Origin of the sequence: Actinomadura sp. KC216, assembly GCF_004348535.1 — a bacterium.
Lineage (GTDB): Bacteria > Actinomycetota > Actinomycetes > Streptosporangiales > Streptosporangiaceae > Spirillospora.
Genome location: NZ_SMJX01000260.1, coordinates 1 through 11,811 on the forward strand (window position 1 = coordinate 1; position 11,811 = coordinate 11,811).

The window sequence follows — 11,811 nt, forward strand, 5'->3', positions numbered from 1 at the left end:
ACCGGCACCCGCGCCCGCACCGCCCGCGCCCGCTACGTCCGCGCCCGATCAGGACGGGCCCGGCGAGACGGACGAGACGGACGAGACGGAGGAACTGACGCAGGGGCGGCAGCGGAACGAGGACTGAGGGCGCAGCGCATGGCCGACGACGGTGTGCTGGTCGCCACCGACGGGGGCGGCACGTGGGCGTGGGTGGCGGTCCGGATCGACGCCGCCGCCGACCTGACCGAGACCCGCGAGTACGCCGGTATGCCCGAACCCGAACGGCTCCGCAAGGCCGCCGTGGCGGAGACCGCGTGGCTGGCCGGGCACCTGGACGCCGCGACCGACACCCGCGTCGAGCTGCGCTACCTGGCCGACCCGCCCGCCGGGCGGCTCTCCTGCGCGGTGCTCGGCCGCGTGTACGGCACCGACGAGCGAGCGGTCGTGGCGGAGGCGCTGCGGCTGCGCGGGCGGCTGGCCGGGCTTCCCCGGCACGTGCACGCCAGCGAGGTCACCGACACCGCCGAGGTCGGCAGGTGGCTGGCGCCGTTCCGGCCGTCCCTCGCCGGGCTGGCGGACATCCGCAAGCGGATCCGTTTCGCGCTTCCCAACCGTCCCGACGCGGGCGTCGCGCACTACCTCGCCGTCGAGCCGTTCACGGTCGCCGCGCCGTCCTGGGAACCCCTGTGGCAGGCGCTGGCCGCCCATCCCGATCCGGCGATGCTCACCGTGGGCGTGGCGCCGTATCCGGGGTCGGGCAGCGTCGCCGCCCAGCTGGACATGCTGGCCACCCAGTACGGCCGCCTCGCCGCCCCCGGCACGCTGCCGGGCGGCGGGCTGTGGTCGTCGGGCGTGGAGCTGGCGCCGGACGCGTTCGCCGTGGACGCCGCGCGGCTGTTCGCCGACGCCGCCCGCCGCTACCGGTCGCAGGCGTTCCGGCTGCGCGTGACCCTCGCGTCGCCGGAGCCGCTGCCGCCGTCGCTCACCGAACTGGTCGCCGCGACGATCTCCCCGCCGCACCGTCCCGCCGACACCTCAGCGCTGACCTCGACGTTTCAGGGGGCGCCGCACGTCGTCGTCCGCCCGCTTCCGCAGGAGTTCGCGACGGCCTGGCACAACGTCTCGACGCTCGACCACCTGCGCTGGGACGCGCAGTACGTGCGCGACCTGCCGGTGCCGCCGCCCCCGGTGGTGCGGCTGGCGGCCGAGCTGGCCGACCCGCGCGAGGCCGCGTCCGCGATGCGGCTGCCGCTGGCGGTGCACGGTCACGTGCCGGGGTTTCCCGTCCGGCGGCCGGGGATGGCGCTGGAGGCGGAGTACCGGCCGTCCGGCCCCCACGTGGTGCTCGGACGCCAGCTCGTCGCCGACCGGGCCGCCGGGCCGCTGGGCATCGAGCTGTCGGACCTGACCCGGCACGCCCTGTTCACCGGCACCACCGGGTCCGGCAAGACGAACAGCATGCTGGCGTTCTGCGAGCAGCTGTGGCGCGACCACCGGATACCGTTCCTGGTCCTCGAACCGGTCAACACGGCGCTCGACGACTACCGGTGGCTGGCGACCCGCCCCGGGATGGAGGACCTCGTCGTCTTCACGGTCGGCGACGAGAGCACGGCGCCGTTCCGGCTCAACCCGTTCGCGGTGCCGCCCGGCGTCCGGATCGGCACCCACATCGCGGGGCTGCTGGCCTGCTTCGACGCCGCGTTCGGCCTGTGGGACCCGCTCCCGGCGATCTACAACCGCGCGCTGCGCGACGCCTACGCCCGCCGCGGCATCGTCCCCACCGACCGCGCGGGCCCCCGGCACGAGGGCAACTGGCCGACGCTGGGTGATTTCGTCGCGCGCATGCGGGAGCAGACCGACCGGCTCGACTACTCCGGAGAGGTGCGGTCGACCATCATGGCCGCGTCCCGGCTGCGCGCCGAGTCGCTGGCCGAGGGCGCCTGCGCCGGGACGCTCGACTGCGTCACCTCCTACCCCGTTGCCGAGCTGCTGCGCCGCCCCGTCGTCATCGAGCTCGCCGAGGTGGGCGACAACGAGAAGGAGCAGTCGCTGCTCACGGCGCTGATCCTGCAGACCATGACCGAGTACTACAAGGCGGGCCGGGAGAGCGGCGACCTCGCGCACGTCACCGTGGTCGAGGAGGCGCGTCGGCTGCTGGGGCGGCCCACCGTCCAGGGGGAGACCAGGGAGGGGAACGCGCAGGCCCGTGCCGCGCAGGCGTTCGCCACCACCCTCGCGGAGAACCGCAAGTACGGCGAGGCGCTCGTGATCGTGGATCAGGTCCCGGGCAGGCTCGTCGAGGACGCCTACAAGAACACCAACCTCAAGGTCATGCACCGGCTCCCGGCCGAAGACGACCGGGCCGTGATCGGCTCGACCATGCGCTTCTCCGCCGACCAGCAGCGCTACGCGGCCACCCTTGACCCGTTCACGGCGTTCGCCTACCACGACGGCATGGACCGTCCGGCGCTGATCCAAGTCCCGGACGTCCGGGCCGAGGCCGCCCGCGCCGCCGGGCTGGAGCGCGCGCCCCTGGCCACCGACGCCGACCTGGCCGGACGGTTCCGGACGCTCCGCGCCGACGTACCGGAGTTCGACGCCGCCATCGCGCCGTTCACCGAATGCGAGGGCTGCGCGCACCGCTGCCTGTTCCGGTCCCGCGCCGCGACCGCCGTACGTCCCGGGCATGCCGCCGAGCTCAGGACGCGCGTCGAGAACTACCCCGGCACCGCCGCCACGCAGGCCCAATGGTGGCGGGAGACCGCCGGCTGGACGGCCTCGATCGCCGACGAGGTCCCGCTCGATTCCCCGTCCGAACCCGAGCGCCGCGACTACGCGGCCTGCGTGTTCGTGCACATCGCCCGCTTCGCCTGGCAACGCGACGTCCTGCCGTGGGTCCAGCGCTACAGGCGCCACGTCGGCGCGGACGGCACGAACGGCACGGGCGGCACGGGCGGCGCCACATGAGCGGAACAGGCGACCTGCCAGCGGTGCTCGGACGCGCCGGGCTCGATTTCCACGGCTGGCATGAGCCGGACGTGCCGTACATCCCGCCGGGGCTCGCCGCCATGGCGATTCACTTTCCCGACGTGGAGGGCCGTTCGTGGTCGTGCGTGAACCTCACCGACCCCGACATCCTGGAGAAGGCCAACGCCGGATGGCATCGGGTGGCCCTCGACGGCGGCCTCTTCGATTTCGATAAGGGACGGCCGCGCTTTCTTCTGGCCGTCAGGCCGGAGCCGTCCAGCCCGGAAGCGCCAGAACATCCGGAAGCGCGATGGGCGGTCGTGGGATTGGCGGATCCGTGGGATCTCATGGGAGCGGGCGGCGAGACCGGGTTGCTCGGCCCGGACCGGTGCCGGCCGGGTTTCGTCATGCTTTCCCTCGACGGCGACGTGATCGTGTGCGGCGAAACCTGGCAGACCGAGATAGGCACGGTACGGGTAAGAACGCCACGCCGTCACCGGCGGTTTCTGGAACTTGCACAGGGCATCGCGGGCGGCGTCTCCTACCAGGCCGGCGCCGAACTGCGCGGTGCCGCCGCGGCCTGGCTGCGCTCCCTCGACTAGGCCCCGGGCCCCGCGGCGCCGTCCACGAGCGCGGGCCGGACGTCAGGGGGCTGACGTCCGGCGCCTGTATCGGGCGGAACTCGTGACCGGCTACCTGGTCACCAGTGCGGGGGCTCCGAGGACTTCGCGCTCGTCGGCGGGGTTCGGGCCGGGCTTGGCGGGACGCCAGCCGCGCGCCCAGAAGCGCTGGACCGCGGCGACCTCGTCCGCGCTCGGGATGGCGTTCTGGCACCGTCCACCGGCCATGACCTTGTCGCAGTTCCCGATGTCCGGCGGGTGCGGCAGGCTGAGGATGTGCCCGAACTCGTGGACGATCACGCGCAGCGGCGCCGCGCCCGACTGCTGGATCTGGTTCCGGTAGAAGTAGATCTGCCCGCGGGTGCAGCCGAGGCAGCTCGCCGTCCCCGGCGCCGATCCGTTCTGGGCGGTGGTCACGGTGATGCCGCCCGGGCCCTTGACCAGCTTGACGCTCGTGACGCGCGTGTTCCATATCTCGACCGCCTCGTCCACCTGGGGGGCGAGTTCGGCCGCTCGGGTCGAGTCGTAGTAGATCGTCTGCACGGCCGCCCGCTGCGGGGCGGCGGGCGCGGCGGTGGCGCTGGGCGCGCCGACGCCGACCAGTACGAGCGCGACAATGCCGCCGAGAACAGCGGCGACCAATCTGGTGGGGAACAACTCCGGCTCCTTCCCTTGGGTTGCAATGAACCGGTTGCCCCCGTTCCGCCGGCGTTTCACAAACGCCGACCTGATGGAGCGTAACCGTATAAAGGCGCGCAATGCACATATCAAAGCCCCATACCATTCTCCGAATGGCATTATTTGCCGTAGCCGCGCGGTCGCATTCGTCTGATGGAGCCGAAGTGCGTCCGGAAGTACGGCCCGTCGTGATGATCAGCGAGATCGGCGCGGGCCGCGGGCACCGGCCATGGCGGTGGCAGACTTGAAGAACCCCTCAAGTGATCACACGGCTTCGGCCGGGCGGGAGAGCCATGAAGGTCGTCATCGTGGGCGCGGGAATCGGCGGGCTGATCACGGCACTGCGGCTCCACCACAAGGGCATCGGCTGCGAGGTCTACGAGCGGAGCGAGCAGGTCCGCGAGCTGGGCGTCGGCGTCAACACGCTGCCCAACGCGGTCAGGGAGCTGGCGGGCGTGGGCCTCCTCGACCGGCTGGAGGACGGGGGAATCCAGGCCCGCGAACTCATCTACGCCCACCGGCTGGGGCAGGAGATCATGCGCAGGCCCTGCGGCCGGTACGCGGGGTTCGACTATCCGCAGATCAGCGTGCACCGCGGGCGGCTTCAGGGCATCCTGCTGCGGGCGGTGCGCGAGCGGCTCGGCCCGGACGCGGTACGGACGGGGCACCGGCTCACCGGTTTCGAGCAGGACGCCGGGAGCGTCCACGCCCACTTCACCGACCGCGGCGGCGAAATGCGGGCGTCCGCGCAAGGCGACGTGCTCGTGGCGGCCGACGGGATCCATTCGACGGTCCGGTCCATTCTCTTTCCGGACGAGGGGCCGCCCCGCTGGAACGGCGTGATGATGTGGCGGGGAGCGACCGACTGGCCCGAGTTCGGCACCGGCGCCACGATGGTGATCGCCGGTGGCACGGACGCCAAGCTGGTCGTCTACCCGATCGCGCCGGGAGAGCGGCCGGGCGCGCGGCTCACCAACTGGGCGATCTGCCTGCGGACCGGGCGGCCGGGCGACCCGCCGCCGCAGCGCCAGGACTGGTCCCGCCGCACCGACCCGTCCGGCCTCGGCTCGCACGCCGCCCGGTTCCGGACCTCGCTCGTCGACCACGCCGCGCTCGTCGCGGCCACGCGGGACTGCTACGAGCTGCCGATGTGCGACCGCGACCCGCTGCCCCACTGGACCCGGGGACGCGTGACCCTGCTCGGCGACGCGGCCCACCCGATGTACCCGATGGGTTCCAACGGCGCGGGCCAGGCCATCATGGACGCCGTCAGCCTCAGCGAGCACCTGGCCGGGAACGCCGCCGACCCCGCCGCGGCGCTCCGGGCCTACCAGGACGAACGCCTGCCGATCACCGCCGAGGTGGTGCTCCGCAACCGCGAGGGCGGGCCGGAGAACGTGATCGACGAGGTCGAACGCCGCGCCCCCGGCGGCTTCACCCGCCTGGCGGACGTGATCGACCTGGCGGAGCTGGAGGCCATCGTCAGCGGCTACGCCCGGGTCTCCGGATCGTCCAGGGAACAGGTGAACCGCCCCGGCTGATCAGCCCGCCTCGACGGGAGCACCGCCGAACCCGATCTCGTTGCCCTCGGGATCGCGGTAGATCGCCTTGCGCACGCCGTTGGGATAGGTCTCCCGCTCGGCGGGCTCGATCCCCCGGCCGGCGATCCCCGCGACCCGCGCGTCGAAGTCGCCGACGAAGATCGTCACCATGGCGTGGCCCGCGTGCTCGGGCCGCCGCTCGACGGCCAGCGACCGGTGTTCCGCGAGTTCCCACACGGCTTCGGTGTCGCTCGCGACGAAGGTCGGCGGGCATCCCAGCAGCCGCTCGTACCAGCTCAGGGCCGCCGCGTAGTCGGCCACCGGGATCCCCGCGTACAGGTCGACGCTCATCGCGCGATCATACGGACCCGCCCGACCGGGAACGCGCGCCTGGCCAGCTCGTCGTACGGGTGACCGGCGGCATCGGCGTCGCCGCGGCCGGCGAGCGTGCCCGCCCAGGCGCACAGGAACCCGAACGGCACCGACACCAGCGCCGGGACGGTCAGCGGGAACAGGTGCGCGTCGCCCATCACGTCCGGTCCGGCCAGGACCAGCCCGATCGACGACACCAGCCCGCCGACCAGGCCCGCGACCGCGCCGGTCCGGTTGAAGCGCCGCCAGTAGATGGTGAGGACCAGCACCGGCATCGTCGTGCTCGCCGCGACGGCGAACGCCACGTTGCCGAGGAACGCGATATTGAGGGTCTTGGCCCACAGGGCGATCAGGATCGCGACGATCGCGATGCCCGCCCCGGCGAACCGTCCGACCAGGAGCTGCCGCTCGGGCGAGACCTCCCCGCGCTTGAGCGCGACGGTGTAGAGGTCGTGGGCGATCGCGCCGGACGTGGCGATCGCCAGCCCGGCGAGCACCGCGAGGATCGTCACCATCACCACCGCCGCGACGATGGAGAACAGCAGGTTGCCGCCGATGGCCTCGGCGAGGCGCGGCGCGGCGAGGTTGCCGGCCTTGTTGTCGGCGACGATGGCCGCCTTGCCGACCTGGTTGAGGGCCGCGTACCCGAAGATCGGCAGCGCGGCGAAGAACCCGCAGAAGATCACCATCGCGACCTGGGCGGAGTCGCGTGCCGCCCGCCCGTCCCGGACGGTGAGGAACCGCACCATGACATGCGGCAGGCCCATCATGCCGAGCACCAGGCCCAGGGTCAGCGACACCGTGTCCAGCGACGCGGTGAGGCCGCCCTGGTGCGGTGCGATCACCCCGTCGCCGAAGCGGGCGGCGGCGTCCCGCATGGGCCCGAGCGGGTCGCCGCCGTTGTCGGCCGTCACGAGCACCAGCAGCGCCAGCGCGGTGACGATCAGCACGGCGGCCTTGAACACCTGGATGTAGGTCGTGCCGACCATCCCGCCGAGGATCGTGTAGACGGTCATCAGCGCGCCGATGACGATCACCGCGACCGGGAAGTCCACGCCGAGCAGCAGCTGGGCGAGCAGGCCCGCCCCGACGAACTGGATCACCATGTAGATGACGCTGATCGCCAGGCTCGCCACCGCCATCGCGGCGCGCAGCCCGCGCCCGTCGAAGCGCGCCGCGACGGCGTCGGCGAGGGTGTACCGGCCGAGGTTGCGCAGCGGCTCGGCGATCACGAGCATCATCAGCAGGTAGGCGGCGGGGACCCCGACGGCCAGGTAGAAGCCCTCGAACCCGGTCAGCGCCACCGCGCCGGTGATGCCGAGGAAGGACGCGGCGGACAGCTGGTCCCCGGCGAGCGCCAGCCCGTTCTGCAGGCCGCCGATCCGCCCGCCCGCGACGTAGTGCTCCGCCGTGCTCGTGTTCCGCCGGGACGCATACGTCGTCAGCGCCAGCGTGACCGCGATCAGCGCGACGACGATCGCGACGGCCGTGCCGTTCACCGCCGGCCCCCGTCCTCGATCCGGGAGATCCACCTGCGGTAGGCGGCCGCGCCGGCCAGGGGCAGCAGGATCGCGGCGAGGCCCGCCGCGTAACCGGCCCCGACCCCGCCCGCGACGCCGTTGAGGACGCCGGTGAACGAGGTCAGGATCGGGAACGCCATGAAGACCACGACGGTGACCGCCGCGGCGCCGAGCACGACGCGCTTGCGCCGCTGGATCAGGACGTCGTGTTCGCTCGGTGGGGGTTCGGGGGTACGGGGCATCCGGATGCGCCTCCTCGATCAGCGCGCCTGGCTGGGAGCTCCGTATATGAGAACAGATACGAAGTCGTAGAGGAACCCCTTTCGTCGCTTTGCGTGCTCGACCTGCTACAACTTCGTCCGCGTCCGGACGATGTTTGCCCGGAACGCCAGGGGACACTCATCCGGAACGGCGCCGGGTCTCAAGCGAGCGCGGAGGGGCCCGCGCTCGGCCCGGCCCGCACGGGGGGCAGTGCGATGAGAGTCATGCTCAGAGCGCATCTGGACGTCAGGCTCGCGAACGAAGCGCTCACCAGCGGCAGGCTGCCAGAGGTCATGGAGTCGTTGATGGCGCAGCTCAATCCCGAGGCCGCGTACTTCGGCCCCAGCCAGGGCGGGCGCTCCTGCACCATCGTCTTCGACATGCAGGACAGCTCGACGCTGCCGACCATCGCGGAGCCGCTCTTCCAGGAGCTGGGCGCGAAGGTCGAGATCCAGCCGGTGATGAACGCGGACGACATGCGGAAGGGCCTCGCCGCCTGGCAGAAGCAGCAGGGCTGAGGGTTCTCGTCAGGGGGAAATGATCTCCGGCAGCCGGGTCTGGAAGTCGAGAACGCCCACCCAGGTGGGACGCAGGGCGATGCGGGCCATGCGCGTCTCGGGATGCTCGGCCCCGGCCACGTAGCCCGCGCCGCCCTCCTCCCCCAGGAACCGGCGGGCCGCCTGCGCCTGCTCGGGCACCATCCCGTCCACCTCGATGATCGACACGCGGCCGCGCAGGAGAAGGACCTCCGGTGGCTGCGGCTCGGTATCGATCGTGACGGCGACGTCGGGTCGCTCGCGCAGCGCCTTCAGGCGGCGCGCCGGACGCAGCATGCCCATCGGCGGGCAATGGATGTACGTCGCCATCACCAGCTCGTCGCCCGTCCAGGTGAACCACGTCGCCATCACGCGGGGCGTCCCGTCGGTAGCGGTGTAGGCGAGGCGGGCCGGGATGGTGGAGTGCAGCAAACGCTGCGCAAGATCGGTCTGGAGCAGCCGAACATCACCCTGCGGAAAGTCCATGAACATCTCCTCACTAGGTAAGAAGTGCTGACTCCCCCCACCCCCCCGAACTCATCGCCAACGCCCGCCCGGAATGTCGTCATACACGGAGCAGATGAGTTCGATTGCGGTCGGTAATCGCCCGGGTGAGACCGTGAACATGGGACGGCCGCGGATCGCGGTCGGCATGGGACCGCGCCCGCCAGGTGGCGGACCGGGATCAGCCGGCCGCTACGGCCTTGAGGCGTTCTTCGCGGAGGCGGCCGGCCCAGGAGTCGTCCAGGGGTTGCAGGTCGTGGCCTACCGCCCAGCGGAGGAGCAGGTCGGCGAGGCCGGGATTGCGGACGAGCGCCGGGCCGTGCATGTAGGTGCCGAGGACGCGGCCGCTGTACGCGCCCTCGAAGCCGTCGCCGTTGCCGATGCCGTGCAGGACCTTCGCGAACGGGCGGGCGTTCGGGCCGAGCTGCGTGACGCCCTGGTGGTTCTCGAAACCGGTGATGCGGGGCACGTTCAGCTCGCCCGCCACGTCGCCGACGATCTCGCCGACCGCGCGCTGCTCGCCGCGTCCCGAGCGGATGTCGAGGAGGCCGAGGCCCGCGACGGGCTGGCCCTCCTCGCCGCCGAACTCGTGGCCGAGGAGCTGGTAGCCCGCGCAGACCGCGAAGACGACCGCGCCGGACTGGACGGCGCGCGCGAGGCCGCCGTCGCCCGCGAGGCGCTGCGCCGCGAGGATCTGCGGCCGGTCCTCGCCGCCGCCGAGCAGGTAGATGTCGCCATCGGCGGGGACGGGCTCATCCGAGCGGAGGTTGACCGTCTCGGTCGTGATGCCGCGCAGCGCGGCGCGGCGCTCCAGGACGATCGTGTTGCCCTGGTCGCCGTAGGTGCTGAGCAGGTCCGGGTAGATCCAGACGATTTTGATGCGGTCAGACGACACGGCCGTACCTCGTTCGGATGGTCTGGAAGGCGGTGTAGTTGGCGATCACGTCGAGGTGCCCCGGCGGGACGGCCATGACCGCCTGGTCGATGTCGTCCACGACGGTGAAGGAGACGTCGGCGGCCTCCAGCCGGGCGGCGAGGTCGATGCGGCGCTCGCCGGAGACCCAGACGGGACGGCCGCGGAGGATGCGGTAGTCGACGTCCCAGAGCCAGGACGTGTCGCGCCCGTCCGGGCCCTGCGCGTTGATCGACAGCGCGACGGGGCCGGGCGCGGGCTGCAGGACGTCGAACGCCTCCAGCCAGCCCGCCGGGTTCTTCGAGAGGAGGAGCCGGATCGAACGGCCCTCGTGCTCGACGGTCGTGTAGCGGCCCGCGACGGACGTGACCTGCGACAGCAGCGGCAGCGCCTGCTCGGGCGGGACGCCGAACTGCGCGACGACCGCGAGCGCGATCAGCGCGTTGGAGCGGTTCGCGCGGCCGGGCAGGGACAGCTCGGTGAGCCCGAACGTCCGGCCGTCCGGCGCGGTGACGAGGTCGCCGTGCAGCGTCCAGTCGGGGTGGGGGCGGCGGAAGTGGCACTGGCGGCAGGCCCAGTCGCTGTCCTCGTCGGTGTCCTGCCGGTCGAGGGGGCCGCCGCATTCGGGGCAGCACCAGGAGTCTTCCCGCCAGTGCTGGCCGGCGGCGACCCACGTGACGCTCTTCGCGGTGGACGCGCCCCAGGTGACGAGCGGGTCGTCGCAGTTGGCGATGACGTGGCTCTGCGGGGACGCCTCAAGCGCGCGGCGCCACTTCCCGGCGAGCAGCCAGATCTCGGCGGCACGGTCCATCTGGTCGCGGCTGAGGTTCATCAGCGCGACGAGGTTCGCCCCCGTCCCCCGCAGGACCATCGGGACGTACTTCTCGTCGCACTCCAGCACGCCGTAGCGGGCCGTGGGCGCCGCCGCGAGCGCGGACACGTGGCCGGTCGGCATGTTCGCGCCGAACGCGTTGGTGGCGACCTCCCCCAGCGGCGTCATCGCCGAGGTGATCAGCCGGGTCGTCGTCGTCTTGCCGTTGGTGGCACTGACGAGGACGAGCTTGCGGTCCTTGGCGAGCCTGGTCAGCAGCTCGGGATCGAGGCGGAGGCCGACCTTACCGCCGATCACCGAGCCGTCCCCGCGGCCCGCCATTCGGGACATCTTGGCGGCCGTACGACCGAGCGCGACGGCCAGCTGCGAACGCAGCGGAAGATCGCTCATGGACTCCGTCTTCTCTGGATGCGCCGGGAAACCGCTCCGAGCCTAGCCGCTGCACGCAGCGCTGAGGGCCTGCCCGGCGGGGTTACGGGACGCGGCCGGACACGGCCGTGCATGATGTGACCATCATCACACGATGGCCGGTAAACCAATCCGGACAATCTTGACCTGTGCCGACATGTCGTGATTCGGTGCGTCCTCCGACGGCGGTGCGCCAGATTGCCAACCACGCGCCTGAGAACGGCGTCACCCACTACTTTTGTCGGGACCCCTGCTGATTCGCGGGGAGGCGACGCCCGCCGGGACGGCGGTCCGCTCGCAGGCGTGGGACAAGCGGCTAAAAGGCGAGGTCTGAGCGATGCAGTGTCCGACGTGCGGTAATGACACGCCCGGGACGCTCGGCAAGTGTTCGCACTGTGAGGCGCCGATCGACGTGTACGCGGTGGGCCCCGTCGCTCCGCTGTCGGCGCCGCCCGCGCCGCCCGCGCCGCCCGTGTCCGAGGCGACGGACGTGTTCGACCGGACGATGAGGGTCCCGCCGCCCATGCCGTCCTGGGCCCCGAGCGAACCGTCCTGGGCCCCGAGCGAACCACCGCCCGTGACACCCGACCTCGCGATGCCCCCGCAGCCGCCGCCTGCGCCGTCGCCGCAGTCGCCTTCGCAGACGGCGCCCGAGCCCCCGGCGGCCGCGCAGCCAC

The 11,811-nt window shown here is 72.2% G+C and carries 11 protein-coding genes and 1 pseudogene; 5 read left to right on the forward strand and 7 right to left on the reverse strand.

Going from position 1 to position 11,811, the window contains the following annotated elements; translation table 11 throughout:
* The first annotated feature begins 138 nt into the window (after positions 1 to 138).
* Together E1264_RS32195 and E1264_RS32200 are read left to right on the forward strand one after the other, a co-directional pair.
* Positions 139 to 2,949, forward strand: coding sequence for a DUF87 domain-containing protein (locus E1264_RS32195; protein ID WP_132179496.1), 2,811 nt, complete (start codon positions 139 to 141; stop codon positions 2,947 to 2,949).
* Complete coding sequence (locus E1264_RS32200; RefSeq protein WP_132179498.1) at positions 2,946 to 3,551, forward strand: hypothetical protein; 606 nt, start codon at positions 2,946 to 2,948, stop codon at positions 3,549 to 3,551. The genes E1264_RS32195 and E1264_RS32200 overlap by 4 nt, the downstream gene beginning before the upstream one ends.
* A 90-nt stretch (positions 3,552 to 3,641) precedes the next feature.
* Here the strand turns inward: E1264_RS32200 and E1264_RS32205 are convergent, their stop codons facing one another.
* Entirely contained in the window at positions 3,642 to 4,226 is a 585-nt protein-coding gene (locus E1264_RS32205; RefSeq protein ID WP_165964485.1) for a snapalysin family zinc-dependent metalloprotease, read from the reverse strand.
* Between the two features lie 314 nt (positions 4,227 to 4,540).
* Here E1264_RS32205 and E1264_RS32210 point away from each other — a divergent pair, with 314 nt between their 5' ends.
* Positions 4,541 to 5,788, forward strand: coding sequence for a flavin-dependent oxidoreductase (locus tag E1264_RS32210; RefSeq protein WP_132179502.1), 1,248 nt, complete (start codon positions 4,541 to 4,543; stop codon positions 5,786 to 5,788).
* On the opposite strand, the gene E1264_RS32215 is transcribed toward E1264_RS32210, so the two are convergent.
* The 3 genes from E1264_RS32215 to E1264_RS32225 are packed head-to-tail and all read right to left on the reverse strand — an operon-like array spanning position 5,789 to position 7,922.
* Positions 5,789 to 6,139, reverse strand: coding sequence for a VOC family protein (locus E1264_RS32215; protein WP_132179504.1), 351 nt, complete (start codon positions 6,137 to 6,139; stop codon positions 5,789 to 5,791).
* The gene (locus E1264_RS32220) at positions 6,136 to 7,659 is read right to left on the reverse strand and encodes a cation acetate symporter (RefSeq protein WP_132179506.1); all 1,524 of its coding nucleotides are present in this window, start codon (positions 7,657 to 7,659) and stop codon (positions 6,136 to 6,138) included. The genes E1264_RS32215 and E1264_RS32220 overlap by 4 nt, the downstream gene beginning before the upstream one ends.
* Entirely contained in the window at positions 7,656 to 7,922 is a 267-nt protein-coding gene (locus tag E1264_RS32225) for a DUF485 domain-containing protein (protein WP_132179508.1), read from the reverse strand. Before E1264_RS32225 ends, E1264_RS32220 begins: the two co-directional genes overlap by 4 nt.
* 243 nt (positions 7,923 to 8,165) lie before the next feature.
* Between E1264_RS32225 and E1264_RS32230 the strand changes: the two genes are divergently transcribed.
* Positions 8,166 to 8,459: a DUF3303 family protein gene (locus tag E1264_RS32230; protein WP_132179510.1), complete on the forward strand. Its 294-nt coding sequence runs from the start codon at positions 8,166 to 8,168 to the stop codon at positions 8,457 to 8,459.
* 9 nt (positions 8,460 to 8,468) lie between these two features.
* Here E1264_RS32230 and E1264_RS32235 read toward each other — a convergent pair whose 3' ends face one another.
* From E1264_RS32235 to E1264_RS32245, 3 genes are all read right to left on the reverse strand, one after another.
* Positions 8,469 to 8,963 (reverse strand): pyridoxamine 5'-phosphate oxidase, encoded by a 495-nt coding sequence (locus E1264_RS32235; protein ID WP_243711297.1) that lies wholly within the window; start codon positions 8,961 to 8,963, stop codon positions 8,469 to 8,471.
* Positions 8,964 to 9,162: 199 nt separating this feature from the next.
* Positions 9,163 to 9,876, reverse strand: coding sequence for a glutamine amidotransferase (locus tag E1264_RS32240; protein ID WP_132179514.1), 714 nt, complete (start codon positions 9,874 to 9,876; stop codon positions 9,163 to 9,165).
* Positions 9,866 to 11,116 carry a MurT ligase domain-containing protein gene (locus E1264_RS32245; protein WP_132179516.1) on the reverse strand — a complete coding sequence of 417 codons (1,251 nt, stop codon included), beginning with the start codon at positions 11,114 to 11,116 and terminating at the stop codon, positions 9,866 to 9,868. The genes E1264_RS32240 and E1264_RS32245 overlap by 11 nt, the downstream gene beginning before the upstream one ends.
* 355 nt (positions 11,117 to 11,471) lie before the next feature.
* Here E1264_RS32245 and E1264_RS44850 point away from each other — a divergent pair.
* Positions 11,472 to 11,811: pseudogene (locus E1264_RS44850) on the forward strand (hypothetical protein); the annotation flags it as partial.